33 protein-coding genes are annotated in these 25982 nt (G+C 62.9%); 13 read left to right on the top strand and 20 right to left on the bottom strand.

What is annotated here, in order from left to right; genetic code table 11:
• The first annotated feature begins 109 nt into the window (after nucleotides 1-109).
• On the top strand, nucleotides 110-1042 hold the full coding sequence (locus tag AVZ66_RS05175; RefSeq protein WP_058982460.1) for a DMT family transporter: 933 nt from the start codon (nucleotides 110-112) through the stop codon (nucleotides 1040-1042).
• A gap of 43 nt (nucleotides 1043-1085) precedes the next feature.
• On the opposite strand, the gene nasA is transcribed toward AVZ66_RS05175, so the two are convergent.
• The 4 genes from nasA to AVZ66_RS05155 all read right to left on the bottom strand — a co-directional run bounded on the left by nasA (nucleotide 1086) and on the right by AVZ66_RS05155 (nucleotide 7167).
• Nucleotides 1086-3152 carry an assimilatory nitrate reductase NasA gene (gene nasA / locus AVZ66_RS05170; protein WP_082678861.1) on the bottom strand — a complete coding sequence of 689 codons (2067 nt, stop codon included), beginning with the start codon at nucleotides 3150-3152 and terminating at the stop codon, nucleotides 1086-1088.
• A 114-nt stretch (nucleotides 3153-3266) separates the two neighbouring features.
• On the bottom strand, nucleotides 3267-5090 hold the full coding sequence (locus tag AVZ66_RS05165) for a nitrite/sulfite reductase (RefSeq protein WP_058982455.1): 1824 nt from the start codon (nucleotides 5088-5090) through the stop codon (nucleotides 3267-3269).
• A 176-nt stretch (nucleotides 5091-5266) separates the two neighbouring features.
• Nucleotides 5267-5848, bottom strand: coding sequence for a molybdenum cofactor guanylyltransferase (locus AVZ66_RS05160; RefSeq protein ID WP_058982454.1), 582 nt, complete (start codon nucleotides 5846-5848; stop codon nucleotides 5267-5269).
• Complete coding sequence (locus AVZ66_RS05155; RefSeq protein WP_058982452.1) at nucleotides 5848-7167, bottom strand: MFS transporter; 1320 nt, start codon at nucleotides 7165-7167, stop codon at nucleotides 5848-5850. The genes AVZ66_RS05160 and AVZ66_RS05155 overlap by 1 nt, the downstream gene beginning before the upstream one ends.
• Before the next feature lie 471 nt (nucleotides 7168-7638).
• On the opposite strand from AVZ66_RS05155, the gene AVZ66_RS05150 reads away from it, so the two are divergent.
• Entirely contained in the window at nucleotides 7639-7962 is a 324-nt protein-coding gene (locus tag AVZ66_RS05150) for a hypothetical protein (RefSeq protein WP_058982450.1), read from the top strand.
• On the opposite strand, the gene AVZ66_RS05145 is transcribed toward AVZ66_RS05150, so the two are convergent.
• Complete coding sequence (locus AVZ66_RS05145) at nucleotides 7963-9180, bottom strand: inorganic phosphate transporter (RefSeq protein WP_058982448.1); 1218 nt, start codon at nucleotides 9178-9180, stop codon at nucleotides 7963-7965. It lies immediately after the preceding gene.
• Between the two features lie 1568 nt (nucleotides 9181-10748).
• Between AVZ66_RS05145 and AVZ66_RS05140 the strand changes: the two genes are divergently transcribed.
• From AVZ66_RS05140 to AVZ66_RS05125, 4 genes are all read left to right on the top strand, one after another.
• Entirely contained in the window at nucleotides 10749-11318 is a 570-nt protein-coding gene (locus AVZ66_RS05140) for a hypothetical protein (RefSeq protein ID WP_058982446.1), read from the top strand.
• Nucleotides 11319-11461: 143 nt separating this feature from the next.
• On the top strand, nucleotides 11462-13558 hold the full coding sequence (locus AVZ66_RS05135) for a minichromosome maintenance protein MCM (RefSeq protein WP_058982444.1): 2097 nt from the start codon (nucleotides 11462-11464) through the stop codon (nucleotides 13556-13558).
• A gap of 200 nt (nucleotides 13559-13758) precedes the next feature.
• Entirely contained in the window at nucleotides 13759-14082 is a 324-nt protein-coding gene (locus tag AVZ66_RS05130; protein ID WP_058982441.1) for a hypothetical protein, read from the top strand.
• Nucleotides 14075-14854, top strand: a complete 780-nt coding sequence (locus AVZ66_RS05125; protein WP_058982440.1) for a recombinase family protein — start codon at nucleotides 14075-14077, stop codon at nucleotides 14852-14854. Before AVZ66_RS05130 ends, AVZ66_RS05125 begins: the two co-directional genes overlap by 8 nt.
• 124 nt (nucleotides 14855-14978) lie before the next feature.
• Here the strand turns inward: AVZ66_RS05125 and AVZ66_RS05120 are convergent, their stop codons facing one another.
• The 10 genes from AVZ66_RS05120 to AVZ66_RS05080 form a co-directional block, all read right to left on the bottom strand.
• Entirely contained in the window at nucleotides 14979-15254 is a 276-nt protein-coding gene (locus AVZ66_RS05120; protein ID WP_058982439.1) for a hypothetical protein, read from the bottom strand.
• A 2-nt stretch (nucleotides 15255-15256) separates the two neighbouring features.
• A complete protein-coding gene (locus AVZ66_RS16160) occupies nucleotides 15257-15433 on the bottom strand; it encodes a hypothetical protein (protein WP_157575614.1) in 177 nt (58 codons plus the stop codon).
• 26 nt (nucleotides 15434-15459) lie between these two features.
• A complete protein-coding gene (locus tag AVZ66_RS05115) occupies nucleotides 15460-15663 on the bottom strand; it encodes a hypothetical protein (protein WP_058982438.1) in 204 nt (67 codons plus the stop codon).
• A gap of 64 nt (nucleotides 15664-15727) precedes the next feature.
• Nucleotides 15728-16009, bottom strand: coding sequence for a hypothetical protein (locus AVZ66_RS05110; protein WP_058982436.1), 282 nt, complete (start codon nucleotides 16007-16009; stop codon nucleotides 15728-15730).
• 2 nt (nucleotides 16010-16011) lie between these two features.
• The gene (locus tag AVZ66_RS05105) at nucleotides 16012-16236 is read right to left on the bottom strand and encodes a hypothetical protein (protein WP_157575613.1); all 225 of its coding nucleotides are present in this window, start codon (nucleotides 16234-16236) and stop codon (nucleotides 16012-16014) included.
• Nucleotides 16226-16534: a hypothetical protein gene (locus AVZ66_RS05100; RefSeq protein WP_058982431.1), complete on the bottom strand. Its 309-nt coding sequence runs from the start codon at nucleotides 16532-16534 to the stop codon at nucleotides 16226-16228. Before AVZ66_RS05100 ends, AVZ66_RS05105 begins: the two co-directional genes overlap by 11 nt.
• Nucleotide 16535: 1 nt before the next feature.
• Nucleotides 16536-16793 (bottom strand): hypothetical protein, encoded by a 258-nt coding sequence (locus AVZ66_RS05095; protein WP_058982429.1) that lies wholly within the window; start codon nucleotides 16791-16793, stop codon nucleotides 16536-16538.
• The gene (locus AVZ66_RS05090; RefSeq protein ID WP_157575612.1) at nucleotides 16786-17031 is read right to left on the bottom strand and encodes a hypothetical protein; all 246 of its coding nucleotides are present in this window, start codon (nucleotides 17029-17031) and stop codon (nucleotides 16786-16788) included. Before AVZ66_RS05090 ends, AVZ66_RS05095 begins: the two co-directional genes overlap by 8 nt.
• The gene (locus AVZ66_RS05085) at nucleotides 17028-17321 is read right to left on the bottom strand and encodes a hypothetical protein (RefSeq protein ID WP_058982425.1); all 294 of its coding nucleotides are present in this window, start codon (nucleotides 17319-17321) and stop codon (nucleotides 17028-17030) included. The genes AVZ66_RS05090 and AVZ66_RS05085 overlap by 4 nt, the downstream gene beginning before the upstream one ends.
• A 48-nt stretch (nucleotides 17322-17369) precedes the next feature.
• The gene (locus AVZ66_RS05080; protein ID WP_058982423.1) at nucleotides 17370-17648 is read right to left on the bottom strand and encodes a hypothetical protein; all 279 of its coding nucleotides are present in this window, start codon (nucleotides 17646-17648) and stop codon (nucleotides 17370-17372) included.
• Between the two features lie 691 nt (nucleotides 17649-18339).
• On the opposite strand from AVZ66_RS05080, the gene AVZ66_RS05075 reads away from it, so the two are divergent.
• A complete protein-coding gene (locus tag AVZ66_RS05075; protein ID WP_231727076.1) occupies nucleotides 18340-18579 on the top strand; it encodes a helix-turn-helix domain-containing protein in 240 nt (79 codons plus the stop codon).
• A gap of 98 nt (nucleotides 18580-18677) precedes the next feature.
• The gene (locus tag AVZ66_RS05070) at nucleotides 18678-20576 is read left to right on the top strand and encodes a transposase (RefSeq protein WP_058982422.1); all 1899 of its coding nucleotides are present in this window, start codon (nucleotides 18678-18680) and stop codon (nucleotides 20574-20576) included.
• A 182-nt stretch (nucleotides 20577-20758) separates the two neighbouring features.
• On the opposite strand, the gene AVZ66_RS05065 is transcribed toward AVZ66_RS05070, so the two are convergent.
• From AVZ66_RS05065 to AVZ66_RS05045, 5 genes are all read right to left on the bottom strand, one after another.
• Entirely contained in the window at nucleotides 20759-21070 is a 312-nt protein-coding gene (locus AVZ66_RS05065; RefSeq protein WP_058982419.1) for a hypothetical protein, read from the bottom strand.
• Nucleotide 21071: 1 nt separating this feature from the next.
• Complete coding sequence (locus AVZ66_RS05060) at nucleotides 21072-21350, bottom strand: hypothetical protein (protein WP_058982418.1); 279 nt, start codon at nucleotides 21348-21350, stop codon at nucleotides 21072-21074.
• Nucleotides 21351-21560: 210 nt separating this feature from the next.
• A complete protein-coding gene (locus AVZ66_RS05055; protein ID WP_058982415.1) occupies nucleotides 21561-22466 on the bottom strand; it encodes a hypothetical protein in 906 nt (301 codons plus the stop codon).
• Nucleotides 22463-22978 (bottom strand): hypothetical protein, encoded by a 516-nt coding sequence (locus tag AVZ66_RS05050; RefSeq protein ID WP_058982414.1) that lies wholly within the window; start codon nucleotides 22976-22978, stop codon nucleotides 22463-22465. Before AVZ66_RS05050 ends, AVZ66_RS05055 begins: the two co-directional genes overlap by 4 nt.
• Nucleotides 22971-23198, bottom strand: a complete 228-nt coding sequence (locus AVZ66_RS05045; protein WP_058982412.1) for an AbrB/MazE/SpoVT family DNA-binding domain-containing protein — start codon at nucleotides 23196-23198, stop codon at nucleotides 22971-22973. The genes AVZ66_RS05050 and AVZ66_RS05045 overlap by 8 nt, the downstream gene beginning before the upstream one ends.
• Before the next feature lie 136 nt (nucleotides 23199-23334).
• On the opposite strand from AVZ66_RS05045, the gene AVZ66_RS05040 reads away from it, so the two are divergent.
• The 5 genes from AVZ66_RS05040 to AVZ66_RS05020 are packed head-to-tail and all read left to right on the top strand — an operon-like array spanning nucleotide 23335 to nucleotide 25865.
• Nucleotides 23335-23673 (top strand): hypothetical protein, encoded by a 339-nt coding sequence (locus AVZ66_RS05040; RefSeq protein ID WP_157575610.1) that lies wholly within the window; start codon nucleotides 23335-23337, stop codon nucleotides 23671-23673.
• Nucleotides 23674-23694: 21 nt separating this feature from the next.
• Nucleotides 23695-24141, top strand: a complete 447-nt coding sequence (locus AVZ66_RS05035) for a hypothetical protein (RefSeq protein ID WP_157575609.1) — start codon at nucleotides 23695-23697, stop codon at nucleotides 24139-24141.
• Between the two features lie 52 nt (nucleotides 24142-24193).
• Entirely contained in the window at nucleotides 24194-24595 is a 402-nt protein-coding gene (locus AVZ66_RS05030) for a hypothetical protein (protein WP_058982406.1), read from the top strand.
• Complete coding sequence (locus AVZ66_RS05025) at nucleotides 24595-25215, top strand: hypothetical protein (RefSeq protein ID WP_058982404.1); 621 nt, start codon at nucleotides 24595-24597, stop codon at nucleotides 25213-25215. The genes AVZ66_RS05030 and AVZ66_RS05025 overlap by 1 nt, the downstream gene beginning before the upstream one ends.
• Entirely contained in the window at nucleotides 25212-25865 is a 654-nt protein-coding gene (locus AVZ66_RS05020) for a hypothetical protein (RefSeq protein ID WP_058982403.1), read from the top strand. Before AVZ66_RS05025 ends, AVZ66_RS05020 begins: the two co-directional genes overlap by 4 nt.
• Nucleotides 25866-25982 lie beyond the last annotated feature (117 nt).

Here is a 25982-nt window from a genome sequence, read left to right as displayed (position 1 = left end):
CCGAACGTTCACGTCGCCGCGGCGCGACGACCTCGCCGCGCGCGTTCAATCGCTGGCGTGAAGCGGGGTTCGACGCACATATCACCGTCGGGCGGCGACCCTACACCGAATGAGTCGCTACCGGACGGCGGGCCGCTTCCTGCTGCTGTGTGCCATCTGGGGGACAGCGTTCATGGCCACGGATGTCGGCCTCGCCGACCTCCCTGCCGTACCCTTTGCAGCCGTCCGCTTCGATGTCGCCGCCACACTGCTGTTCGCCGCCGTCCTCGCGTCCGGCACCCAGTTCCGCCCCCGGACGCGCGACGACTACGTCTACGTGCTCGTCGGCGGCACGCTCATCATCGGCGCCCACCACGCGTTCCTGTTCACCGGCCAGCAGTACGTCACCGGCGGCGTCGCCTCTGTCCTGCTGGGTCTCGTTCCCGTCGTGACGCCCGCGCTCACGCGACTCGTATCTACGGACGAGAAGTTCACCGCCGCCACCGCGCTCGGCGTCGTGCTCGGGTTCGTGGGCGTCGTCGTCATCGCCGACCCGAACCCGTCGAACCTCGGAGACAGCGCCGTCGGCGTCGCGCTCGTGCTCGCGTCGGCGCTCGCGTTCGCGCTCGCGGCCGTGTTCACGCACAGTCGGTCGCCGTCCATGCCGTTCCTCGCGACGCAGGCGTGGATGATGGCCGTCGGCGCGGTCGTCCTCCACGTCGCCGTGCTCGCGCTCCCCAGCCAGTCGTTCGCGACCGCGACGTGGACGCCCGCCGCGCTGACGGCGCTCGCGTACCTCGCCGCCGTCGCGGGCGTGGGCGGCTTCCTCCTCTACTTCACGCTGCTGGACGACCTCGGCCCCATCGAGATGAGCTTCATCGAGTACGTGATTCCCGTGTTCGCGACGCTCGCCGGCTGGCTCGTCCTCGAACAGGAAGTGACCGTGTCGACTGCCACCGGGTTCGTGTTCATCCTCGCGGGCTTCCTCGCGGCGAAGTGGCGCGCCATCAGGACCGAACTCCGGCGGTTCGCCGACGGACGGTCGTCCCAGCACGCGGACTAGTCGAAAATCGTGACGTGGTTCGCACTTCCAGCCTGCCGGAACGTCAGTCGTCGGCGGGGGCTTCCGCGTCGCCGAGCGCCCCTGCGGCCGCCTCGTCGGTGGCGGGCCGGACGCGCACGGCGCACTGCTTGAAGTTCGGTTCGTCCGAGCGCGGGTCCGTCTCCGGGAGCGTCAGCGCGTTCGTCTCCGGGTGGTGAATCGGCAGCCAGACGAGGCCCGCCGGCACGGCGTCGTCGGCGGTCACGCGCACGGGAACGGTCGCGCGCCGGGACTCGACGACCGCGACGTCGGCCTCGGTGGAGATGTCTGCAGCCTCGATGGTGTCGGGGTTGACGCGCGCGAGCGGGTTCGCGGTCGCGTCGTCGCCGCGGGAGCGCACGCCCGTGTTGTAGCCGTCGGCCTCGCGCGCAGTCGTCAGTGTCAGCGGGTACGTCTCGCTGGTCGGCTCCGGAAGCCCCTCGTGGCGCCCCGTGGAGAAGCGCGCCTTCCCGGAGGGCGTCGCGAACGACCAGTCGCCGTCGTCGTAGTAGCGGTAGCCGCCCTGCGAGACGGCGTCCGGCGCGGGCCAGCGCACGGCCTGCTGGTCGTCGAGGCGCGCGTAACTGATGCCCGAGAGGTCCGCCTGTGTGCCCGCCGTAAGCGCCGCGAGTTCGTCGAAGACGTCCCGCGGTTCGGGGTCGCCGAGCAGCCCCGGTACGAGCATCTCGCCGATTGTCGTGATGATGTCGAGGTCGGTGCGCACGTCCGGCACGAGGTCCGACGCGGCGCGCACGCGGGAGACGCGGCGCTCCATGTTCACCGTCGTCCCGTCGGACTCTCCCCACGTCGCCGCCGGCAACACCACGTCCGCGAGTTCCGTCGTCTCGGTGTGGAAGGCGTCCTGTGCGACGAGGAACGCGTCTTCGAGGTGCTCGCGCGCCGCGGACGCGTCCGGCAGCCCCGCTGCGGGGTTCGTCGCCACCGTCCAGACCGCCTCCACAGGCCCGTCGCCGACAGCGTTCACGAGGCCGACCGGCCCCGGTCCCGGGTCGTCGGGGAGCCGACCGACCGGGACGTTCCACGCGTCCGCGACGACCTGTCGCTCGTCGGGGTCCGTGAACGACCGCATCCCCGGCCACGACCCCTTCGAGGAGCACACGCGCGTCCCCATCGAGTTCGCCTGCCCGGTCAGCGAGAACGGTCCGGTGCCCGGGCCGAGGTTCCCGGTGGCGAGACAGAGGTCCACGAGCGCGCCCGCCGTCTCCGTCCCCTGCGTGCTCTGATTCACACCCATCCCCCAGTAGACGAGCGTCGACTCCCCGAACGCGTTCGCGAGTTTGTCGACAGTCTCCATCCCCACGTCGGCAGTCGCCGCTGCGGCCTCGGGGTCCGGGAGGTCGCCGCGGAGTTCCTCGAAGCCGGTGGTCGCGTCCGCGACGAACTCCTCGTCGACGTCGCCGCGTTCGACGACGCGAGCGAGCACGGCCCGCGCGAGCGCGAGGTCCGTCCCCGGTTCCAAGGCGACGTGGTCGTCGGCCTGCTGGGCGGTCTTCGTGCCGACCGGGTCCACGACGACGAGTTCGCTGTCGTCTTCGGTCGCGCTCTCGGAAATCCAGCGGAACATCACCGGGTGGGCGACCGCCGGGTTCGCGCCCCAGACGACGTGCGTCTTCGCGTCCTCGATGTCGTCGTACGTGCACGGCGGCGCGTCGCTGCCGAACGCGTCGTAGTAGGCGGTCACCGCGCTCGCCATGCAGAGTGTCGTGTTTGCGTCGTAGTACCGCGTCCCGAACCCGCCGCGGGCGAGCTTCCCGAGCGCGTACGCCGCCTCGTTGGTCTGCTGGCCGCTCCCCAGTACCGCGACGCTGTCGTGGTCGCGGTCGAGGGCGGCCCCGAACTCGTTGGCGATGCGGGAGAGCGCCACGTCCCACGTCGTCGGCTGGAGGTCGCCGTCCATCCGCACGAGCGGGCGCGTCAGCCACGTTCCCTCGGGGTCTTTGGTCTCCTCGACGCCGCGCGAGCACGCTAGCCCGCGGTTGACGGGGTGGGTGACGTCGCCGCGCACGGTGCCGATGCCGTAGCCGGCGTCCACGCGGTCGGTCAGGTGACCGCAGCCGACCGCACACCGCATGCACGTGGTCTGGACCGGCTCGCTCACGCGTCGTCCACCTCGGCGGGATGCTCGGTGTTCGCCGCGAACAGCTCGGGCGCAACGTCCATCGGTGCCGTCGAGGCCGTCGCGTCGTCAATCATCGCTCTCGGTGGCCAGCGGCGTGCCGTCTGCGGCGGTCGGCGCCGGACTGTCCCCGTCCTCGAACGGGTACCACGACTGCTTGGCGTCGTAGAGGCAGGGGTCGGTGTACCCTTCGACCTCCTCGGGTTCCGCGAGTTCGACGATGGTCTCGTGGCCAGTCGCCTCCACCCACTCGCGGAACGTCTGGCCGTCCTCGCGGAGCGCAGCGTACGCCCGCACGAGGTTCGCAATCATCCCCGGAAGTTCGTCCGCGGGAACGCGCTGGCGCACCCAGTCGATGAACGTCGGCTCCTCGCCGACGCCGCCGCCGACGCCGACGTCGACGGCTTCGACCATCTCGCCGTCCTTCCGAGCGCGCATCCCCTGCAAGCCGATGTCCGCGGTCATCGCCTGCCCGCAGTCCGCGGTGCAGCCCGAGAAGTGCATCTTGATGCGGTCGACGTCGTCTGGCACCTCGACGTTGTCACCGAGCCAGCGCAGCAAGCGCGCCATCCGCGCTTTCGTCTCCGTGAGCGCGAGCGAGCAGAACTCCGTGCCCGTACACGCCATCGCGCCCTGCTCGAAGGGGTTGGGTTCGGGCTCGTGTTTGCCCAGCAGCGGCTCCGCGAGTAAGTCGTCGAGCGCGTCGTCGGGCACGTCCGTGACGATTGGGTTTTGCCGGCGCGTCAGCCGGACTTCGCCGCTGCCGTACTCGTCGGCGAGGTCCGCGAGTTCGATGGCTTCGTCGGCGCGCAGCCGACCGAGCGCGACGTTGAGGCCGACGTAGTTCTTCCCGTCCTTCTGGTCGTAGACGCCGACGTGGTCGTGGGCGCCGCGCTCGCTTGGCTTGCCGGCGTTGTACGTGTACTCGCCGCGGAAGTCCGTGCCCGCCGACTCGAACTCGAAGTCGAGGCGGTCGTCGAGCGCGTCCCGAATCTCGTCGGTGCCCCAGTCGTCGACGAAGAAGCGCCCGCGGTTCTTCGAGCGGTTCTCGCGGTTGCCCTCCTCGTGGTACAGTTCGACGAACGCGCGCACCGTGTCGTAGGCCTGCTCGCGCGTCACGAAGAGGTCGAGCGGGCGAGCGCGGCGCGGTTCGCGGCCGCCGAGGCCGCCGCCGACGCGGACGTTGAACCCGCGAACCTCCTCGCCGTCACCGGGAATCTCCGATTCCCGGTTGCTCGATGAGCTCTGCTCATCGGTGTCGATTAGCTTGTGCGCGGGTTCGAGGCCGATGTCGTTGAGCGCGTCCTGCGCGCAGCCCTGCCGGCAGCCCGTCACCGAGATGTTGAACTTCCGGGGCATGTTCGCGAGGTCGTCGTCCCCGCGAATGCCCTCCTGAATCTCGTCGAGGAGGTCGCGGCTCTCGACGTACTCGTCGGCCTTCCCGGCGACCGGACACCCGGAGATGTTGCGCATCGTGTCGCCGCCCGCCGAGCGCGAGGAGACGCCGACCGATTCGAGCTTCTCCCAGATTTCGGGGATGTCTTCGAGTTTCAGCCAGTGCAGTTGGATGGACTGGCGCGTCGTGAAGTCGAGCCAGCCGTTGCCGAACTCGGGGTTCTCGGCGGGCCCGTGCGCGTAGTCGCGAGCGACCTCGCCGATGGCCCGCAGTTGGTCGGGTTCGAGGACGCCGCCGCAGTTGGTCAGACGCATCATGAAGTAGCTCTCCTGCCCGCCGCGCTGGTGGAAGACGCCCCAGAACTTGAACCGGGAGAACCACTTGTCGTGTTCCTCCTCGGGAATCGCGTCCCACCCGCGCTCGGCGAACGCTTCGAGTTGCTCTCTGACTTCGTCACCGTACTGCTCGTCCTTCCACTCCTCTTTCTTGTGCGCCATCGTGGTTTGTGTTCGTGCTTATTTTCCGGAAATACCCGGACGACCGTCGTGTCTGATACAGATAAACGAGACTCACGTCTAAGTAATAAAGTTCAGCGTTGAAATTCGGCCATTACAATACGTATATGCAGACGAACGTCAGAAGTTAAAGGACCTTATACAGATATACTTGCCAGCTACCCGAGGATAGAGTCACGAACGCCCACTAAATCTCTTCTCGTATTGACATTCGTGAACGGTGCCGTCGACTCGACGTCGACCACCACTGGGTCGAGGCGCGCGAGCGCATCGGCCACCCGACGGGACCCATTTGCGAGTGTCCGGTCGCAGGCGAACCGCGCCGCGTGCCGGTCGTAGACCGCGTGCAGCGGCTGTACGTGGCCGTCCGCTCGCGGGACCGCAGCGGTGCCTGCGCGCTCGAACAACCGCTCGAACAACTCGGTGTCGGCGTGTGGCATGTCGCAGGCGGCGACCGCAACCGCGTCGCCGCGCGCGACCCGGAGGCCGGTCCGAAGTCCCGCGACGGGGCCTTCGTCCGGAACCGGGTCGACCGCCAGCCGGTAGTCGAGGCCCTCGAGGGCGTCCGCTAACGCATTACGCTGGTCGTCCCGGCAGTTCACCACGAGTTCGTCGGTGAGCACCGCGAGCCGGTCGGCGACGCGGCGCACCATCGGCGTGCCGTCGACGCTCGCGACGGACTTGTCCGCGTCACCGAAACGCGTCGAGCGGCCGCCCGCGAGCACCAGCCCCGTGCGCATCAGTCGTCACCCGGCGCCTCGACCGCCGACGACGTCGAGTCGCCGAAGCCGGCCTCGTTGGCGACGCTCGCGATTCTCGGCTGGAACACCCACGCGGTCAGCGCGAGAATGGGCACCATCGACGCCGCGACCACCGCGTAGCCCACGTGGAGGTTCGGCATGAACTGCGCGGAGTACACGAGCGGGTAGACGATGCCGCCGATGGTGCCGACGCCGCCGACGACGCCAGCGACCGCCCCCGAGCTGTTCGGGAACATCGCCGGCACCTGCGCGAAGATGGCGCCCTCCGCGAACGCACACCCCATCCCGACGAGGAAGCCCGCGCCCACCGCGAGCAACACCTCACCGGACAGCCCGGCGAGCGTCATCCCGACCATCGCCACGACGACGAACGTCATCGACGCGAACGTCCACTGCTCGCGGTAGTGCCCGGTGAAGAACGGGAGGATGTTGCGTTCGGCGCGCGCCAGCCGGTCGCTGACGTAGCCGCCGATAGGCCGTAGCAGGCCTGCCGCGATGGAGAACGTCGCCGCGAACGTGCTCGCGAGCACGAGGTTGTTCGTGCCGAAGCCCTCGCGGTAGTAGGTCGCCAACCAGCCGTTCATCGACAGTTCGAGGCCGAACGTCATCACGTACGCGAGCGCGAGGACGAGCGTCCCGTACCGCGTGGCGGTATGTATCCACCCCGAGAAGCTCGCGCTCTCCTTGGTCGCCTGCCGCTTCTCCTCGGTCTTGGCGGCCTCCCCGAGCGTGAAGTACGTGACGCCGAGCAGAATGGAGACGACGCCCGTGTAGAAGAACGCCGCCCGCCAGTTCGTCGAGAACAGCGGGCCGTTCCAGTTCGTTCCGAACACGCGCGGGAGGATGAGCGCGCCCCCCGCGGCGCCGGCGTTTCCGACACCTGCGTAGATGCCCTCAGCGAGTCCGAGGTTCTCCTCTTCGAACCACTCCGCGACGTGCTGGATGCCGACGACGAACGTGATGCCGGCTGTCGCGACGATGAGGCGCTCGACGAAAAACACGCCGTAGGACTGCGCGAACGCCGACGCCATGGAGAACACGCCGACGTACCCCAACACGATGGCGAACACCGACGGCGCGCCGAACTTGTCCGAGAGCCAGCCGGTCAGCGCGCGGCCGAACGGCGCCAGCCAGATGTTCGCGCTCGCGAGTAGCCCGATTTCCGCCAGCGACAGCCCGAACTCGCTGGCCATCGGCTCCGTGAACGGCGCGAACGAGAACCAGATGAGAAACGAGAAGTTGAACCCGATGGTCGCGAGCAACAGCGTCCGGAACTTGGTCATCCGTATTAGCGCCATTCCGCACCCTCCGTGTCACCCGAACGTCCAGCAAACCCACTCATACTAATCCGACTGTCCACTGATTCCGCGTTATCCTTGATGTGAGAGCACATCGATACGCGAAAATCGACCACTACCAACTACATTAAGCTAGGCGTTTACGTTTACACGATAATACCGTGTTCGGCCTACTGTTCGACCAATATTAGGATGGGTACTACCACATTAAGGAGTTTGAACGCCCACTTGTCAGGCCGAAAACGAGACGAATGCCGAATACGTTCGACTCCGAAGGCGTCGTTAGCCGCGGCAACGCTCGAACGGCTGCGCGCCCGCTTCGTGACCAGCAGCGCCACTGCCCGACCAAATCAACGCTCGCCCAATGGCACCACAAGTAGCCACACTTCGCGCCACTTGCTTCCCGTCTCACAGTGACTCCGCGCAGTCATCAGCCGTTGGTTTTACCGGCTTCGAGGCGCCGCTTCCGCTATGGACCTGCAGGTCGCTGGGCTGGAGGAACTCGAAGCGAAAGTCGGGGACGCGCTCCACCGCATCGGCGAACTGCAAGCGGGGACGCACGTCGACTCGGACACGTTCTTCTCACAGCAGTTCATGCGCGACCACACCGAGTTCGACTCGTTCGGCGCGTTCTGCGCGCAGAGCCCGTGGACGCTCGAAGACTTCGGCGACGTGCAGGACGTCTCCCGCGAGCAACTCGACGAGTACGTCGCCGCGAACACCGACTTCCAGACGTGGGAGGAGATGAAGACCGGAGCCGCCGAAGAAGAGATTCTCGACCGACTGGTCTCCTGACTACCCCGCGACAGAAAGCGCGCTCAGCAGGCGGTAGAGACCGTAGCTGATGAGCGCCGCTCCGAACATCGACCCGACCCACGACCCGATGGTGACACCGACCTTCCGCTTGGAGACGCCGTTCCCGCCGGACGAACTCGCGGCGAGCCCGCTACCGACGATGCTCGCGATCATCACCTTGTTGAACGAGATGGGGATGCCCAACACGATTGCGAGCTGCGCTATCAGGAACGCTGGAATCAGGGCCGCAATCGAGCGCCGCGGGCCGAGTGAGGCGTACTCGTTGGAGACCGCCTGAACGAGGCGCGGCCCCCGAATCCACGCCCCCAGCAGAATCCCACCGCCCCCGAGCGCGAGCAAGTACATCGAGGGGAGTTGGAGGTTCGTCTCGAAGACGGCTTCGAGCGGCCCGGTCGCGAGGCCGACCTGAGAGCCGCCGCTCGTGAACACGACGACCAGCCCCAACGCGACGAGGAACTGGTTGATGCCCGCATTTTCGTCCCGCCGCAGTAACAGTCGAGTCGCGACCAGTGCGGCGACGCCGCCGCCGACGCTCACTGCCACCATCCCGAGCGTGTAGGAACCGCCGAGCGAGGTGGGCAGCAACCCATAGGTGGTGGCGACGTACCGGGCGACCGAGCCCTGCGCGCCACTCGCCGTCGGGATGACCGTGAGTTGGATGTTCGCCAGCGCGTACCCGACTGTGCCGCCGAGCAGCGGAATCCCCACATTCTCGGGGATGGCGTCGCTCCGGAGGCCGCGCGCGAGGCCGTACGCCATGACGCCCTCCACGAGGGGAATGGCGAACCAGAACCCGAGAATGACGGCGTACTCGTGGACGGCAAATCCGCCACCGAGCGCGATTCCCGCGCCGACCATCGCCCCGGTGACGGTGAACGCCGACGGAATCGGATAGCCGTACGTGTTCCCGACGGTGATGAGCGTCGCAGCGGTCAGCAGCGCCACCGCCGCCGCCAGCGGCGTAATCGTCACGCCGGTGACGAGGTCCTTCCCGATGGTCTCGGAGATGCTGCCGCCCTGAAGAATCGCGCCCAGTCCCGCCACGATGCCGACCAACAGCGCCGCCCGCAGCACCGAGAGGGCGTTCGCCCCGACGGCGGGCGCCACCGGCGCGGAGTTACTGTTCGCGCCGACGGTGAACGACATGAACAGGGCCGCCACGAGTGCGACCGCGAGAACGAGAACCACCGACGCCATCAGTCCGCTCCGAACTGCCTCTGTTCTCGATAGGTCCGAGACACTCGAACGTCGTCGTGCGTTCTCATTTGTCTGCTAACCGCCGTACGAGACGGATGAATCCAACGAATTCGGGTGTATCAGTGGAGGTGATGCGAATACTCCAGATAAGTAATACGACTCGTACGCGAGGGCAATCCGACCGGCGTAGACCACCCACGCTGGGAGCGTTTCGCGCGATTCGAGGGACTGTACTAGCGTTCCATCGCTTCTACGTCGCACCGAGCCACCAGTCGGGTCATCTTCTCGCCGCATTTGACGGTCCCCGTGTTTCGGCCCCTGCGTGAGGAAGTTCGACCGAATATATTGATATAGTGGAATAGAGTTTATTCGTTCTACGTGATGTGCCAGCGACGACGGTGAGAACGTTATCTTCGATACAGTAGCCAGTACTGTACGGCCACCGAGACAGTGGCGTCGAATTCTCTTCCTGAGTAGTCGTGACGGAATTCTCGTAGAGAGCCAAGAGAAGCGAATACGAGTCGCGTCGAGGAATCGGACCCACAGCACTAGCCGGAGCACAGCAGACTGCTGAACCCGGGGCGCAGTCCACCGATGTGCGGATACATCCGGACATCAGGACGATTCGACGCTCCGGTCAGCCCAGGGCCGTCCTGCGCTTTCAGCGTGGAGTTCTTCCGAAATACGAGGGGCGACTTATCGAATGACTAAGCGCGGCGAGTCGAGGGCTGTCGCTCTCGCGTCGACGAACACGCACCGATTCTTGTTCAGTAGTCGATTCGCCGTGGTTGGTCCAGACGTACGGGCGCTCTTCCGGGCTCGTCTCTACATCTCTCAACAGCGTAAAAGCGGGTGCGACGCCACAGGAAACCGTAGTCGTCCTGAGGCGTCCTCGCTGTACCCAGTGGTAGCGAGCGAGTCGCTGCTGGTCCGCCAGCCACGAAGTCGGCTGTGAGACTGGACTCGGGCACTGTGGACGAGCGTCGACGCCATCCTTCTCGGCCACGAGGAACCGCCAGCGACGTCGGCCGCTCAGTCGACGGCGAGCGCGAACAGGCCGGATTGTGAGGGCGTTCGCCAATCCATACCGTCGCTATCGAACTGCGATTCTCTCGGCGACGCGACGGATTGCGGTGACCACAGTGGGAACAATCGAGGCCGAGCGTACAGCTACAGCGAACATCGACCTCGACGACTAGAACTATATCAATGAGTAAGGTGCCAGCACTCGAAATTATATATCCTGCCAAGTGGCCCTAATTGTATATTAATGCGGTCAAACAGTACTACAATTCCCGCCTCTGTAGAACTCTTTCAGACGATAAAGACCCTACTTCGAAGTACGTTATTCTACAGAATTTAGCCGCTTCAGGCGCTCATAGGTACGTCCAGATTGCTCCGCGAGCGCACCCAGCCATGGGACCATACAGAATGGCGGATATCAGCGCCACTCTTAGGGAATCCACATATTGAGAGCGGTCCTGATTCAGCCAAACTTCCCTACCCGCGTTGGCGTACCACGGTTCGATTCCGTGGGCGGGCCTCGGGCCATCCGGCCCACACAACGCATGAACGACGGAAAAGAACCGACCGAGGTCATCGAAGACCACGACGCACGCCTCGACGCCGTCGAGGGGTACCAGAGCTACGTCAAGGAGCATGTCATTCCTCGTCTTGACGAGCTCGAAGACGCCCTCGACGAGAAAAACGAACGCATCAACGACCTTGAGGCCACCGTTGCCAGCCTCGAGCACAAGCTGGAGACACTCGACGGGCTCGCCGAGGACGAACAGAGTACGCCCCAGAAGCGTGCTGTCGATCTTGCTCGGGCCATGATTCGGCAGGCCGAGCAGAAACCCGACGGCCGCGTCGCGAAGTACTACAAGGAAGTCAAGGAGACGCTGGCCACGCTCGGCCACGACAACGTCCATGACCCGCAGGCGTACACGGCGATGGACGATGTCCAGGAAGCGACTGGCTTCGGCGAGATGACGACGACACGGGAGGGACGTGAGGTTGATGCTGTGTACGTGAACCTCGCCGAGTTAGACGAAGAGCAGGCCGTTAACGAGATTAAAAACGAGAAGGGCGCAGGCACCGCTGAAACCACGTCCGAAACCGAACCCACCACGACCTAACTGAGAGATTCCACCATGGCACCCGACGCAAGCAACCATCGACTACTCACAAGTACATCCACTCCGAACACTCCGAAGGCGGTTCAGAGCGCTGTAAATGCGGCTGATTCCGCTATTAATCATCTTAACGGAGGTGGGCGGGAATGAGCACTCCCCAATCGGTTTCGTCAGCTCCCCCGGAAGTCGTAGAGTCCTTCGAGGAGTTCTTCCGCAAGTATCACGACGACCGTGAGCACGGTCGTCTCTCCGTTTTGGAGTACGCGAATGCTCATCGGGACATCGACGCGCTCGAGGTAGACTACGACGACCTGTGGGCGTACGATCCGGACTTGGCAGAAGACTGGTTGGAGCACCCCGCGAAGATTCGTGACGCTGCGGAAGAGGCCGTTGAGAACCATCCTGCTGCCGGTGCTATCTCGTGGTCACCGAACGTTCATCTGACGAATCTTCCAGATGAAGAGCAGCGGGAGATCGGTAACTTCGACGCGGAACACGACCACGGGACGGTTCGGCGTATTCAAGGCCAGTTGACGAAGAAAACGCAGGTTCGTCCGTTGTTCAAAACGGGCGTCTTCGAATGCCAGCGCTGTGGTGCGGTAACTGAAGTGCCACAGGGAAAGCAGGCGTTTCAGGAGCCACATCAGTGCAAGTCGTGTGAGCGGCAGGGTCCGTTCAAACTCGACGCGGCAGCGTCGGACAAGGTGAACCACCAGCTTGTACGCGTACAGATGCCGCCCGAGAAGGCCGCTGGTGGGACTGGAGAACATCTCGACGTGCAGCTCGAGGACGAGGTCGTCGAGAGTGCGGAGGTCGGTGACCGCGTCTCTGTGTCCGCTCGCCTGTCGATAGGCCCGCCGTCGGACGATAGCGACGGACCGCTCGGTGAGTGGCGCGCGGAAGCGGAGCACCTGGAACGCCAGGAGACCGACTGGGAAGACATCGAGGTCGGCGAGTACGAAGACGAGATTAAGGCGATTGCGGAGAGTGAGAATCCGCACGAGCAGATTGTCGGCAGTCTGATGCCGAGTCACGAAGGCGACGAGGACATCAAGCTCGCACTCGCGCTCCAGATGTTCTCCGGTGTCCCGAAGGAACTCCCTGACGGCAGCCGCACGCGCGGTGACTCTCACATCCTTCTGGTCGGCGACCCCGGCACGAACAAGTCCGGGCTCGTCGAGTACGTCACCGACATCGTGCCTCGCGGTGTCTACACGTCCGGGAAATCCGCAAGCGGCGCCGGCCTGACGGCTGCAGCCGTCCGCGACGAGTTCGGGGGTGGCGGCTGGAGTATCGAAGGCGGCGCTGTTGTCCGCGCGCACAAGGGCGTCGCGGGGATCGACGAATTCGACAAGATGGAAGACGACGACCGTAGCAGCCTCTTCGAGGCGCTTTCCAAGCAACAAATCTCGGTCGCGAAAGCCGGTATTTCCGCCACGCTACCCGCAAGGACGCGCGTACTCGCTGCAGCTAACCCGAGTCAAGGTCGCTTCGACCCCTACGCGCCCATCTCGGAACAGATTGACCTTGACCCTGCGATGGTGTCGCGATTCGACTTGATCTTCATCGTCACAGACGAACCAGACCGAGAAGATGACGCGGCGATCGTGAACGCGATGAACGAGGCCGCTCAGGTCGGCGCAAAGCTGGAACGCGACGATACCGTATCGGCCGAAGAGCGCGAGGCTGTCGAACCGGTGATCGACGAGGAAGTGCTGAAGGCGTATGTCGCGTACGCGCGGCAGAACGCCATTCCCGTTCTGACCGACGAGGCGCTCGAACGCGTTGAGGAGTTCTACGTTGAGCTGCGTTCGCAGGGTGTCGACGAAGACGATCCCGTCCCGGTCACCGCAAGGAAGGTCGAGGCGATTCACCGGCTCGCGGAGGCGTCGGCACGAATCCGGTTGAGCGACGATGCAACCGTGGAGGACGTCGAGCGAGCGATCTCCCTCGTTCGGTCGTGCCTCGAAGACATTGGCATCGACCCGGAGACCGGCGACTACGATGCCGACATGGTCGAAACCGGCCAGACAACCTCACAGCGCAAACGGATGGAGACGGTCAAGTCAGTAATCCAGTCGCTGGAGGACGAGTTCAAGCGGGGCGCACCGATAGAGGAGGTCGTGTTAACGTGCGAGGAGGCACAGGACCTGTCGCAGTCGAAGGTTGAGCAGACAATCGAGAAGCTGAAGCGCGAAGGGCAGGCGTACGACACGGGCGAGGACCACATTCGCCTCGCGTAGCCAATTGTGCTGTCATCCCAGACAGCGCGGTGCTCCGGCGTTCCAGCGCCGGGGTCCGTTAGGACGCGACCGCGCCAGTTGTTCTCACGGACGCTTTCGGTAAGTGCTTTCTACGCCTGCCGGTTGCCCAGAATCAACTGTTCTGGTCATCCTCCCGAGAACGCCCGAATATTAAGTACCCGGCGTGCGTTTCCAGAACTATGACCGATTCCCTCGATTTGACCGAATCGAAGCGCGACAAACTGCAGGGTGACTCGACTGACCGACTCGGCTACGTACTCCAGTCGCTCCACGAAGCAGACGAGATCTCCGACGACGTGGACTGGGAAACTGAACTCTGGGATGGATGTACCGTCGAAGAGGTAATCGGTGCGCTCGTTGAGGCCGAAGGATTAGCTAAAGACTCCCTCGCTGCAACTGAAGCTCAGAACGTCCGTCTCCTGAGCAGCGCGAGTCTTCCTGACCTCGGTGAGTACGTGTCGGTCTCTCACGACATCCCCGACGAGGAACCGTCGTATGAGTAGCACCGCCTACTACGTTCGCGTCAGCACGGACAAGCAGGACCCGGACCGGCAGGTCGAAGAGATTCGGGAGTACCTGGACGTCCCGCTCGACGACGTGCAGGCGTACGCGGACATCGCGAGCGGCGCGAAGGACAACCGCGAGGACTTCCAGGCGCTCTGGAGTGCCGTCGAGGCCGGGGAGGTCGACCGCGTGGTCGCGTACGAGATGAGTCGGCTTTCGCGACGCCTGTCGACCGCAGCGGAGTTCATGGAGACGTGCGCCGAGCACGGCGTCGCGCTGGAAACCATCAACGACATGTTTCCGAACCTCCGCGGGGGCGGTGAAGACGATATCTGGGACGAACTGATGGCGAAGTTCTCGGCGTGGATGATGGAGTTCGAACGCGAGATGACGCGCGAGCGCGTCCGCAGCGGCGTCCAGAACGCCATCGACGCCGGCAAGTGGGTCGGCCGGCCGCCGTACGGTTTCGAGACCGACGACGAGGGCTACCTCCGTGTGCAGCCTGACGAGTACATCCGGATGCAGCTCGCCATCGAGGAAGCGCTGTTCGGAGAGCAGAGCGTGAACGCGGTCGCCGACGAGTACCGCGTCCCCGGCTCGACGCTGAACCGCGCGGTCAGCGACGACGACCGCCGCCGGCTCTATCTCTACGGCGAGTCAGAAGACGAACGCCTCGGCGTTGCCGTCGACGAGGCGGACGTCGACGCGGAAGCCACAGTCAGTGAACTCGAGGAACGACTGAGCGACCTGGAAGCGCAGATCGACGACTGAACCGACGATTCTCTCGAATCACGTGCGTAGAACCGTGTTCTTCGGGTGTCGAGGGTAGGGGTAGCGTCCTCGAAAGTGCCCTGCAAACGGGCTTGAGGGACGATTCTGGGGGAATCCCGTCTGATCACTCGTCGCTGCTCCCGTAGCGTTCGCGAACTTCGTCCGCATCGAGTGCTCGTTTACTTGCCGGCTTGAAACGGCCTTCGCGTCGAAGCCAATCACCGAGTGGGGTGAACCGGAACACGAGCAGCAAGACGGGCAGCGGTGCCACCATCATCGCAGCTGCGACGAGCCCATCGGCCACGGTCAGTGACGCGTGGTCCACTGCGCCTACCACAACTGTCCCGACCAGCGCCACGGTGATGAGCCCGATTCCGAGCTTTTGTATCGAGTACGCCATGTTCACTGCTCACCCAGGGGCTCCCTGACGACGAACGCCAACAGCATGGCGACGATGGTGATGCTTACCAGCGCGACGAACAGGTGGGTTGCCAGCGTGTCGCTGTAGTAGACTCCGACAGCGATGCGCAGCGCGAACGCGACGAGCCAGCCCACGAATCCTCCGAAGACGTACGGCATCGGGTTCGTCGTTTTGTGAGCGGTAGTCATCGTAGACTACTCACCCTGTAGTAGACGCGCTCTGCGATGACGACCGGCACGGCGATTGGCCAGACGAGCGCCATGATGAAGACCTCGTCCGGGAGCTGGCGTGTGCCGTTGCCGAGCGCCAGCAGGAACACCAGGGACAGCAGCATCCCGACGATGTACACGTAGACGCCCGAACCGATGGTAGCCAGCGCGCTCATCATCTAGTCGTCACCTCGCAGTAGATGAAAGTCGCCTTTCTTGACGAACGGGATTTGTTGAATCATATTATTCTGACTCTCGATATACATCGGGCATTTTTGCTGCAATCCAGTCGGCAACCCTGTCCAACGCGCGGTTTATCAACTCGGGTCCCGCGAAAATCAGGACCACGACTCCGAACGCAATCGCGAACAACATAATCTTCAGGACCCAGAACGGGAACAGCAGCTTCCCGAAGAGCGTTCGTTTCCGCCACTCCTGACGCGGCGAGACGTAGGGCACCTCCTCACGCAGTTCTCGGATGGACTCTACCTCGTCTTCTGCTTCAGGTTCGGTTGATTCGGACATCGTCAAGTCTCACCGCCGGGCGAAACGGCTCTCTTTACCCACGGAATCCAGTACATTCCCGTTCCGACGCCGATTGCCCATGCCCATGCCGCCCCAAGAGCGCGGCCAATCGGCGGGTCAGCGACGTTCATCCCGAGTGCTGTCCCGAGACTCAGCACGACCGTGACAACGGCCAGCAGCGTGGCGATAACATAGTTCATCGGGTTCCGCGACGATTCAACTTCCATCGCCGACCACCTCGAATTTGACCGTCTCGCCATCGACGTACGAGACCGTGAACTCGTTGGCGTCCAGATGCTCGTTCTTCGGGCCGAGCGTGTCCGACTCCCGGCAGTAGTCCGAGTGCAGGATGTACGGCGCTCCCTTCCGGCGGTTGTCCCAGCCCGATTCCTTGAACCGCTGAATCGTCGCGTAGCGCGTCCTGATGACGAGCTGGCCGTCGTAGTCGATGTACCGCTGCGTCGCGGGAATCTTCCCGTTCGGGTGACGCTCGACCTTTTTGGTTGTGGAGGTTGTCTCGCTCATACTATCTCCTCGGGAACCATCCGATGGTAGCTCCCAGAATCATCCAGAACGTGAACACGAACATCATCAGCAGCGGCACGATAGCAATACGGTCACGAATCCCGGGGATCGTGCCCACAAGTGGTCCAGAGACGATGATGAACGCTGTAACGAGTAGGCTCAGTATTCCCCAGAGCGCCCACGCAAGCATCGAGTAGTCGTGGTAGAATAGCAGGTACTCGCCCCAGCCAACCGATTCGTAGTCGTTCTTGCTAGTCATCGAAACCACTCTCCACGATGTCTCCTATGTCCTCGGTTAGGGCGTGGTCTGTCTCGCCACGGTCGTCGTCACTGTAAGCCGTTGATTCCTCGAATATCTGTGATAGCGTATCTTCGAGTGTTTCTCGCTGCCTGTCATCCAATTCAAGTACGAGTTCACCATGCTCGTTGATTTCTGCCTCGCTGAAGTGGTGTGGTGGCGTCAGGACCACCTGTTGGGTTGACTCTTCTGAAGTCATTCTCGTGGTACCTCGCAGGGGTCGTCGGAGCCGTGGTAGTAGACGCGCTGGTCGCCGGAGCTTCTGATTCCGTGCGACCCTTCGCCGCAGCTCGGACAGATGAACGGCGTCGGGTCCTCGCCCGCCGTCTCAAGGATTTCGCCGTCCTCCCGAGCAACGACCTCGACGTGTTCACCGTTGAAGTTCGCGGCCAGCCACTCGTCGAGCCGGTCGCGGTCGAGGTCGGCGGTGAAGCTCACGCGGACGAGTTCGCCGTCCTCGTCCTGCGGGATGGTATCTTGTTCTGGCATGGTCCGTAGGCCCCGCCGGGGAATCGAACCCCGGTACGCCAGCCGAGGTTACTCCCTCAGTTCCTCGACGCGCCACGAATCGCCGCTTTCGAGGTCTTCGAATCGGTCGTCCCACAGCGAGTCGCCGCGTTCCACGATGTCGAGTCCGTATTCTTCGACGGAACTCCGTTTTAGCGCACGAACCTCCTCGTAGGTCTGCCCACTGTTCACGAGGTCGTCGTGGTTCTCGACAGTTGGTTCGCCGTCCTCGTTGATTTCGAGGTCGGCGTCGTCTTCGTACGACACGAGCAACACGGGGACGAGGTCGTCTTCTTTTGCTTCTGGCATGATTTTACGGCGGTAGGTCGCTACCCGAGTGGCCCGACCGAGACTCGAACTCGGAGAACTGGGTCGCTTCACCACAGGGCAGTGACGCTCCCTCACGGGCTCGGGCGGCCGCGCGGTCTGACCATGATGAGCCTCCGCCCAGCACGCACATCCTGTGACTCCGTTCCTTCCCAGTGGCGTCCCTGTCGCCTCGGGCCGCACGCCCATGCCGACCGCCAAGACTCCACTGCCCACGACGACCGCGCCCATCCGCACGGACGCTGGCATCGCCGTTGGGTTCCCACCAACAGCTTCTGCCAGAGAGAATAGTGTGCCCGTTCTGGATCATGGCACGCCGCTCGCGCAGCGTTCCGCTGCCGCTCTCGCCGCCGTTGACCTCTCGGTTTTCCCTCGCCGTTGTTCCTGTCGCCCCAGCCATGCTCGTCGGGATTAGAACGTGTGTGGGCACGCTTCCCCTCGAATGGTCTCCCACGGGTTTGGGGCTACACAGCGATTCGGCTTCGGTAGTCCCCGAGCTGCTGGCCTCCGGTCGGGTACGCACGTTGACGGACTGCTGGTTGATTGTGGGTCGCTTCATTTTGGCTGGCCTACTGTGGGCGCACTACAGAGTAGCGGCTCCATCACCATAAATCTATACGTCGTCAACTACGTTGTATTTGCCACCGTTAAGATTACAGGAGTAAAGGACAAAGTGAATACTGAGGCGACAGACGTGTCTATCACCGTGACCCACGAACTGAATCGGGCGGACAAGCGAATCCTCCGCGCCCTAGAGGATGGCGTCCGCAACCCGAGTTGGTTGGCCGACGAGCTGGAGTACAGTCGCCAGTACGTTCACCAACGCCTCCAGTTGCTCGTCGCTGCCGAGTACGTCGAGAATCTCGGCCACGGTCTCTACGAACTCAACGAACTGCCCGACGATTTAGAATAGTCTCGCCACTCACATCTACTGTAGGCCGCCGCTGTCTTGTATTTTCTCCCGCATTCGGTACCTGACCTTTAAGGGCATCAACCCAGTTCTAGAGCGGTGTGCCCGACTCGCAACCCGTCCCGCCGAAAGCCCTCCGGGAACGACCCGGGCCGCAGACGCGGGACTCTCGCGAGCCGGACCCCGACCCCAACGAAGTTATCGCCACCTACGTCGCCAAGTACGGACGGGGCGTACTGCGGCATCAGGACCACTACGACGGCACCTCGCAGTACAATCCGACGCACGTCGTCTACGCGCACACCTACCGCATCATCCACGCCCACATCGACTCCTTCCACGACCTCGAAAGCCACCTCACCGCAAACCCCGAGGTCGCCACCAAACTCGGCTTCGACTCCGTTCCCGACCACACCACGCTCTCGTACGCGTGGAAGAACCGCTTCTCACAGCGATTCCGAGACACAATCACCGAGCAAGCGCACGACATCACCGCCCGCCTCGACGCGAACTCGCTGCCCGAGGTGGACCCGCTGCTCGCCCTCGACGTCGAAGACCGACCGCTCGTCTCCGACGCCGAAAAGAATCGGGCGTACCAGCGCGTCGAAGGCATCCTCGAAGACATCGTAGACTTCGAGCGCGCCGACAACACGCTGGTAGACGCCGATTCTCTCACCGAGTTCGCGGGCTATCTCGCCCGGCGAAACACGTTTGCCGAGCAGGGCGCGGAACGCTTCTGGATTGAGGAAGCCAGCGACGACGCAGACGTATTCTCGCCGGAAACGTTCCGGCGGGCGGTCAGGAACAAGGAGCGCGACCAAGTGGTCGTAGACGGTGACACGGAGTGGGTGAAGCCGCGAGCGGACCCACGCCGCGAAGAGTACGCCAGCGACCGCGACCTCCAACGCGAAGCCTTCGACTGGAGCGTAGACCTCACCGCCGACTACGGTGGCACCGAGGACTGGCACTCCACGCTGGAGGAAGGCATCGACCGCCTCGTTGCGCAGCTCGACGAGGAAGGTCTCCTCGACGAGTCGGTCCCGATCTGCATCGACGGCAGCATTCGGAACTGGCACAAGCACCCGAACGGCGCAGACCAGCGGCCTGACGGTGTCTACCGCGAGGAATACTTCGAGACGGACTACGGCTGGAAGGACATCTCCGCGAACGCCATCATCAACGGCCGCAGCGTGGTGCTGGCGAACGTGTCGATGGTACCCGGCGATAAGACCTTCAAGGCCGTGAAGTACCTCATCAACCGCTGCCGCGACCTCGTTGACATCGAGTGCGTGTACGCGGACGCGGCGTTTGCGACGACGCAGATTACGCGGTACATCAACCACATCGGCGAGGACTACGTCATCAAGAAGCCGCACACCTCCGCCGTACAGGACGAACTGGAGGAGTTCACGGGGCGCGCGGACTGGACGGAGTACACGATGCGGACCGGGACCGGCGCGCAACGCGGCATCCGGGAGTCCAGCACCACGCTGTTTGGCGTCGAGAAGCGCGGGCAGATTGGTGTGAAGCGAGGTGAGACGATGCACGACGAACACTCGCAGTCCGGCCTCGACGATTTCGACGTCCAGTCGGAGGGCCAGACGACGCTGGAAGACCACAAGCCGGCCGAAGACATCGAGTACGCGGCCTTCATCACGAACAAGGAGATTGAGAGCGTGGGTATCGACCCGGACGAGAATCCGGTCGCGCACAGCCCGGAGAACACCGTCTGGGGCGTCGCCGAAGGCTACCGCCAGCGCTGGTCGATTGAGACGGCGTTTCGGCAGGTGAAATACCAGTTCTTGGCTCGCACCACGAGTCGAGACCTCGGCGTACGGCGGTTCTATTGGATGCTTGCGATGATGTTGTACGACTCGTGGGCGGTGATGAATCTGCTCGTGCAAGAGTGGAGCGACGACTATCGTGAGGACCGGCCGCCGGTACGAGCGAAGGTGTTCTTGGAAGCGCTGGCTCGGCGCGACCAGCCGCCGCCCGACTAACGCCAGCTAGTTTTCTCGGTCGGATTCGCGTACTGCGTAGCGGCGTCTCTGTTCTTCTTCCCCGTGTTCTCGGACGTTTCCAGTAGAAACAGTGCGGTCGCGTAGTCCGTGGTGTCGTCGAGTCGGTGACTCGGTCAATTTCAGGGGTCAGCGTCCTGCATCAATCCCCAGACTTTCGCCTACTAACCTCGGGCTTCGGCGTCCCGGAACTGCCAGGGGACGACGAGGTTGAAGCGGTCCACGCCCCACGGGAAGACGACGTACGCGTCGACGACGAATGCAAGCACGAGCGAGGGAATCCAGACGAACTCTATCGGGGCGCCAGCCCGGGATAGCACGAGTGCGAGACTGGCGCCGAGGCTGACTGTCGCGATGGTTGTGACGAGCATCCAGAGGCTGCGCTTCCAGCGCTCGCGGCGGCTCGCCTTCTCGACGTGCTCCGGCGTCAGTAGGTTTCGGCGCCACTCCAAGAACCGACTGAGCAGCCCGCTCATGCTATCCATCAACCTCCTCGACGTCCGCATCCTCGTCCTCGTGGTACGGGCCTTCGAGCAGCTCGTAGAACCACACCGGCCGGTACCTCGCAGCGAGACCAGTCGTGCATCCGATCACCGCCACCATCAGGAACAGCATTCTGACTGTACCCTGTGCGACGGTAGTCCACTCGAGGAAGACTGCGAGGAACGTCGTGGTCATGAACGCTCCGAGCGTGAACCCGTAGCCGTAGTTCCGGCATGCCTCCCGGTAGGAGATCGTCAGCTCTCGGCTGGTCATCGACTCCCCACCTCCGTTGCTGTCTGTATTGTTGTACGCGTGCGTTGGCGGCCGCTCCGGCCGCCGCTGGCCGTGGGGTCCGCTGCTCCTCCTCGTCGTTGACGCGCGTACACATATACTAAATGCCCACCACAATCTTCTTGATTTTCTTCGGCGACCTCGCCGCCTTGCCATGATTCCTGAGGTTGCGAAATCAAGTTGGGGGTGTTTTCACGCATCAGCACTCACCGTCGTGGTGTTCTGGATTGCATCCAGTTCCTTTTCGTCGAATAGCTCGCGGTGATGGCCTTGATCCCACTCATCCATGCGATTGCTCACCCAGGTGTCCGAGAAATCGATGATTTTTGAGGTATCTTTCTGGGTGAGCCCTTCTTCTTCGTTCCACGGTTTCACGGCCCGAAGCGCGATTTTGCACTGGACGTTCCAGTAGACGTCGTCGGCGTCCATCTCGTCGCCGGCATCGACGCGCTCCATTTTGTGATCGTAGTCTCGACTCTGGAATTCCTCCCAGACGTCGAAGCCCTCGAGGCTCGGGAAGTAATTTCGGAAAACCGGATCGGGCCACTCGTCAGTCTCGCGTTTCACGTCCATCTGCTCGCGGTTGTAGCCTTTCACGTAGCCGCGGCGTGGAATAACGAGAGCGTTCTTCGCACGGCGCTTCGCGAGGAAACGAGGGATATCGTCCCAGTCCTGGAAGCCGAACACGAAGACGTAGTTCTGCACCCGAATGTCAAGCATGTCTTTCTGTAGATCGCGCTGCTCACCAGTCTGCGTCTCAAGGTTATGGAAAACGCGCGCGGCGTCCTGGACGGTGATGATTGACTCGGGCTCGCTCTGCGACTGCATCTCCTTGAACTCCCGCCGGCCGCCGTACACGATGCGATTAAGCACGCTCTCGGCGGTGACGCTCTCGCCTTTGATATCCTTCCAGAGCGAGGTTATCTCCTGCATCAGCGTGCTCTTCCCGACGCCTTCACCGCCGATGACTAGAATAACGCGGTCCCAGTCATCCTGCGTGCCGTCTTCGTAGAGGGCTTTGAGGGTGGCGTGCAGGTCGGCCATCGAGGTCGGCGGGACGTACCGGCCGTCCGGTGTCTGGGTCTCTGTGACACTCATTTTGACTCGTAGATATCCTTGAGCATTTCACGCGCACTCGCGTGAGCGTCGTCTTCATCCTCGTCGTCTTCGTAGCGGCCGGCCTGGAGGTAGCCGAGCTCCCAGCCGGCGCGCCGCAGGTCGAGGACGAAATCATAGAGCCAGGGCGGACACTCACTCTGGAGGTTTACTTCTTTCAGGGCGTCGATGTATCCCTGCTCGTCAACGCCGTCCTCTGTCCACTCCTCGACCATTTTCGCGTACTTCTCGTTGGCGTCCTGTTGCTTCTCCAGTTCGGGGAGGAGTCGCATCGCAGCTGAGAGAATCGGCTGGCGAGCGTTTGCCGCTTGCTGAGCCTTGATTTTGGAGTTCTCGTCGTGGAGTGACTGGAGGCTGGAGAACGAGTCGATAGCGTTGTCGATAGCACTGGAGATCTGGTAGGAGACATACGCGTAGTCAGAGTAGCCGTCCCAGTCAGGACCACTCTCGCTGCCGTCTGAATCGTCGCCGCCTTCGAGCTGGTGACTACTCATTATCCTCGCTTCCAAAGTGGAGTTCAACGACCCGATCGTTATCGTCGTGTTCACGCACGACGACCTCGTCGCTTTTTTCGATATCTTTGTCGTCGACGATATCCTTCGGGATACTGACGCCGAGCGTCCCGGTTCCAAGCTCTGTTACTTTGCGGTTGTAGCCGTTGGAGACGATATCGAATATCGTGCGCCCGTCCGGTTTCCCCTCTGGGTGTGACATACTATGTTAATGTATGTCTGGGACGTTAAAACGCGCGACCAGTTGTGTCTGGTTCTGTACGTACAGAATTCTACATACCTAACGTCCGCTATTTGCGCACGTCAACCGAAGGGACTGGTAGGAGGTGAAACAAAATATGAGTTTCAAAGACGAGTTCGTTGAGAACTTCGTCGCCCTCGGTATGTTCCTTGCCGGGTTCTTCCCGACTGGGAGCAAGGCCGCTGTCAAGGCCCAGGAGGCAAAGTACGCACGCGGCGAGCGAGCACAGACAGGGGCAGGCAACCTTGTCGGCCTCATCATCGGGGTGACGATTTCCGCGATTGTGGGCGTGGGTGTTGGTGTGCCGATCATGAACGACGTGATCGCGGACGCCAACCTGACGGGTACCACGGCACTCATCGCGGGGTTCATTCCCGTGATGCTCGTGCTGATGGTCTTCGTCGCCACGGCCGCCCCGATCATGCGGCGGACGTAACCCACTCTCATGGAGTGACAAATGGCTTCGAATACCCCCACAATCGTTGTCGCCGTGACGGTCGCCGTCATCGTCGGATTCCTGTTTCTCCAGCCAGTGATGACTGCAGCGCAGGACAACACTGGCGAACAGAACATCACCAACGAGACGGTCGTCGCGGAAAGTGGCGAATACGTCGACCTCGACGGATACAGCGTCAACACTGGGAGCGAAACAGTCTACGCGCAAAACTCGTCGGGCGACTACGTGGAAGCTACGAGCGGGACCGACTACGAGATCAACTACGACAGGGGCGAACTACAGGCGCTCAACTCCAGCACCCTCATTCAGGACGGCGAGGAGCTGCGAGTGAGCTACACCTACCAGGCGAGCGGGGGCACCACGGCACTTATCGCGGGGTTCATTCCCGTGATGTTCGTGCTGTTGCTGTTCGTCACTGTCGCAATGAAGGTGACCGACTTCCTATGATGGAAGTCGGCATCACCTCGTCCGGTATCTACATTTCAGCGGGGGATAGCAAATGCTGCTAGTCCCCTTCCTCGCATTTACTGGCCTTGGGTTCGGCATCTGGCTCCTTGGCCACCTTCTCTACGCGCGCGAACGGAGCGGCACCCTCATCGCAATCGCGATGATCGGCGCGGCCATTGTGATGGCAACCGGTGGCGCGGTCGCACTAACTGACGTCGAGCACCGCACCGGCCAGGTCATCACGAACGACTACGAGGAAGTCGCAAACGTCACGGACGCGAACGACTCGGAGATCGTCTACGTCAACAACCAGAGCCGTGTCTCCTACGAGCGCTCCCGGGTTTCTATCACCGACGAGTTCGGGGCCGCGTTCGGGCAGCTGGGACTCGGCGGCTTCCAGATGATTGTCGGGGCGCTCCTGATGATCCGCGACCTCGAAGAGGTGAGCTTCTAATGCCACGCAACTCCACGACCGGCGGGAACGGGAACAGCAACGGGAACGGCGAGGAACAGTGGAACGACGAGCTAGACGCGTACGCGCAAGTTATTGGCTCCAGCCCCGACCTCGATATGGGGACGAACTTCGGGCAGGGGAACTATAATGAGCGCATTTTCTACGACCAAATCAAGAACTACCGGCGCGCTGCGAAGGCGATGGAACTCTTCCAGCGCATTCTCCTGGAGCGCGCAATCTACGAGACGAAAATCAAGCTCGCACAGGATGGCATCACATTCTACGACGACGACCAAGACGAGGTGTTCCAGGCGTCGGGAATCGACCCCGACGACGAGCACCGTTCGAAAGAACTCCGCACGGAGGGTGAGAATATTTGGCAGAAGATGAACGAGTCCGACCGGGTGCTCTCGGACCGCCAGGTCAAAGCAATCGTCCAGAAGACGGGCCATGATCTGGACTGGCAGAGCTTCTACGCGAAAGTGCTCGTGTTCTACCACGAGACCAGCCGGTCGCTGAACGCCGAACTCATCCGCGACTTCCTCACCGGCATCAAGGAACTCCGTGGGGACGCGGAATCAGAGGTTGTCGAGTCGATGCTCGGAGGTGCACGCCGATGATTAACACGCTTCCTCCCACGGTGCTGGCCGCAGGCGCGGCACTTCTCGGCGTGCTGCTCGGCTCGATAACCGTCGGAAGTGTCGCTTACTACCGTAGCCGCAAGCGAGCTATCGACGAAGAGGTTGATGAGGCGACCGATCCGCTCGTCGCTGACGACAGCACCGTCGGTGACGCAGTCGAACTCGAGCCAATCGATACGCGATCCGGGATTGCGGGGCTGCTCTCAGCATGGCAGCGTCGTCGGAAAGAGCAGCGACTCGCCGAGAAAGGGTACGTGAAATGGATCCGCATCGGGTCCTCGGTACAGAGTCCGGAATGGGTGAAGCCGAGCTACCGCGGCACGGGTGCTGGCGAATACTATGACCGCGAGGACGAGGTGACGTACCTCTTCCCGAAGGAAGCGATGCTGCCCGACTCCACGACGGGTGCATGGGTTGCGATGCATCGGGAGAACGAGGCTGACCCGGTGAATCTCCGGGATCCGGTGATGCCAGCAGCGCCTGCCGACCGCCTCCAGGAGATCATCAACCTCGAGGCGGAGGCGGAGCAGCCGGGCTTCCTCGACCAGCTGGACATCAGTGGCACGCAGGCGTTCATCGTCATCACTGTTGTCCTGTTCCTGGTCTACGCGGCCTCACAGGTGATGTAATCATGCCAACAACGACCAACGACTGGGTGGACGTCACGCGGCACGCCGGCCGCCGCTGGCTCGAACGCACGACTAATCCCGGGATTGGCCCACGCGTCGCCTGGGAAACCGCGAAAC

The sequence above is a fragment of the Halobacterium sp. CBA1132 genome, from assembly GCF_001485535.1.
Classification (GTDB): Archaea; Halobacteriota; Halobacteria; order Halobacteriales; family Halobacteriaceae; genus Halobacterium.
Note: the sequence above shows the minus strand (reverse complement) of the source record. Positions and strands in the feature narration are given on the sequence as shown.

What these genes read in the sequence shown, in the direction of transcription:
- AVZ66_RS05175 (WP_058982460.1), top strand. Translation starts at nt 110, where the DNA reads ATGAGTCGCTACCGGACGGCGGGCCGCTTCCTGCTGCTGTGTGCCATC.
- nasA (WP_082678861.1), bottom strand. Translation starts at nt 3,152, where the DNA reads ATGCGGTGTGCGGTCGGCTGCGGTCACCTGACCGACCGCGTGGACGCC.
- AVZ66_RS05165 (WP_058982455.1), bottom strand. Translation starts at nt 5,090, where the DNA reads ATGGCGCACAAGAAAGAGGAGTGGAAGGACGAGCAGTACGGTGACGAA.
- AVZ66_RS05160 (WP_058982454.1), bottom strand. Translation starts at nt 5,848, where the DNA reads ATGCGCACGGGGCTGGTGCTCGCGGGCGGCCGCTCGACGCGTTTCGGT.
- AVZ66_RS05155 (WP_058982452.1), bottom strand. Translation starts at nt 7,167, where the DNA reads ATGGCGCTAATACGGATGACCAAGTTCCGGACGCTGTTGCTCGCGACC.
- AVZ66_RS05150 (WP_058982450.1), top strand. Translation starts at nt 7,639, where the DNA reads ATGGACCTGCAGGTCGCTGGGCTGGAGGAACTCGAAGCGAAAGTCGGG.
- AVZ66_RS05145 (WP_058982448.1), bottom strand. Translation starts at nt 9,180, where the DNA reads ATGGCGTCGGTGGTTCTCGTTCTCGCGGTCGCACTCGTGGCGGCCCTG.
- AVZ66_RS05140 (WP_058982446.1), top strand. Translation starts at nt 10,749, where the DNA reads ATGAACGACGGAAAAGAACCGACCGAGGTCATCGAAGACCACGACGCA.
- AVZ66_RS05135 (WP_058982444.1), top strand. Translation starts at nt 11,462, where the DNA reads ATGAGCACTCCCCAATCGGTTTCGTCAGCTCCCCCGGAAGTCGTAGAG.
- AVZ66_RS05130 (WP_058982441.1), top strand. Translation starts at nt 13,759, where the DNA reads ATGACCGATTCCCTCGATTTGACCGAATCGAAGCGCGACAAACTGCAG.
- AVZ66_RS05125 (WP_058982440.1), top strand. Translation starts at nt 14,075, where the DNA reads ATGAGTAGCACCGCCTACTACGTTCGCGTCAGCACGGACAAGCAGGAC.
- AVZ66_RS05120 (WP_058982439.1), bottom strand. Translation starts at nt 15,254, where the DNA reads ATGGCGTACTCGATACAAAAGCTCGGAATCGGGCTCATCACCGTGGCG.
- AVZ66_RS16160 (WP_157575614.1), bottom strand. Translation starts at nt 15,433, where the DNA reads ATGCCGTACGTCTTCGGAGGATTCGTGGGCTGGCTCGTCGCGTTCGCG.
- AVZ66_RS05115 (WP_058982438.1), bottom strand. Translation starts at nt 15,663, where the DNA reads ATGATGAGCGCGCTGGCTACCATCGGTTCGGGCGTCTACGTGTACATC.
- AVZ66_RS05110 (WP_058982436.1), bottom strand. Translation starts at nt 16,009, where the DNA reads ATGTCCGAATCAACCGAACCTGAAGCAGAAGACGAGGTAGAGTCCATC.
- AVZ66_RS05105 (WP_157575613.1), bottom strand. Translation starts at nt 16,236, where the DNA reads ATGGAAGTTGAATCGTCGCGGAACCCGATGAACTATGTTATCGCCACG.
- AVZ66_RS05100 (WP_058982431.1), bottom strand. Translation starts at nt 16,534, where the DNA reads ATGAGCGAGACAACCTCCACAACCAAAAAGGTCGAGCGTCACCCGAAC.
- AVZ66_RS05095 (WP_058982429.1), bottom strand. Translation starts at nt 16,793, where the DNA reads ATGACTAGCAAGAACGACTACGAATCGGTTGGCTGGGGCGAGTACCTG.
- AVZ66_RS05090 (WP_157575612.1), bottom strand. Translation starts at nt 17,031, where the DNA reads ATGACTTCAGAAGAGTCAACCCAACAGGTGGTCCTGACGCCACCACAC.
- AVZ66_RS05085 (WP_058982425.1), bottom strand. Translation starts at nt 17,321, where the DNA reads ATGCCAGAACAAGATACCATCCCGCAGGACGAGGACGGCGAACTCGTC.
- AVZ66_RS05080 (WP_058982423.1), bottom strand. Translation starts at nt 17,648, where the DNA reads ATGCCAGAAGCAAAAGAAGACGACCTCGTCCCCGTGTTGCTCGTGTCG.
- AVZ66_RS05065 (WP_058982419.1), bottom strand. Translation starts at nt 21,070, where the DNA reads ATGAGCGGGCTGCTCAGTCGGTTCTTGGAGTGGCGCCGAAACCTACTG.
- AVZ66_RS05060 (WP_058982418.1), bottom strand. Translation starts at nt 21,350, where the DNA reads ATGACCAGCCGAGAGCTGACGATCTCCTACCGGGAGGCATGCCGGAAC.
- AVZ66_RS05055 (WP_058982415.1), bottom strand. Translation starts at nt 22,466, where the DNA reads ATGAGTGTCACAGAGACCCAGACACCGGACGGCCGGTACGTCCCGCCG.
- AVZ66_RS05050 (WP_058982414.1), bottom strand. Translation starts at nt 22,978, where the DNA reads ATGAGTAGTCACCAGCTCGAAGGCGGCGACGATTCAGACGGCAGCGAG.
- AVZ66_RS05045 (WP_058982412.1), bottom strand. Translation starts at nt 23,198, where the DNA reads ATGTCACACCCAGAGGGGAAACCGGACGGGCGCACGATATTCGATATC.
- AVZ66_RS05040 (WP_157575610.1), top strand. Translation starts at nt 23,335, where the DNA reads ATGAGTTTCAAAGACGAGTTCGTTGAGAACTTCGTCGCCCTCGGTATG.
- AVZ66_RS05035 (WP_157575609.1), top strand. Translation starts at nt 23,695, where the DNA reads ATGGCTTCGAATACCCCCACAATCGTTGTCGCCGTGACGGTCGCCGTC.
- AVZ66_RS05030 (WP_058982406.1), top strand. Translation starts at nt 24,194, where the DNA reads ATGCTGCTAGTCCCCTTCCTCGCATTTACTGGCCTTGGGTTCGGCATC.
- AVZ66_RS05025 (WP_058982404.1), top strand. Translation starts at nt 24,595, where the DNA reads ATGCCACGCAACTCCACGACCGGCGGGAACGGGAACAGCAACGGGAAC.
- AVZ66_RS05020 (WP_058982403.1), top strand. Translation starts at nt 25,212, where the DNA reads ATGATTAACACGCTTCCTCCCACGGTGCTGGCCGCAGGCGCGGCACTT.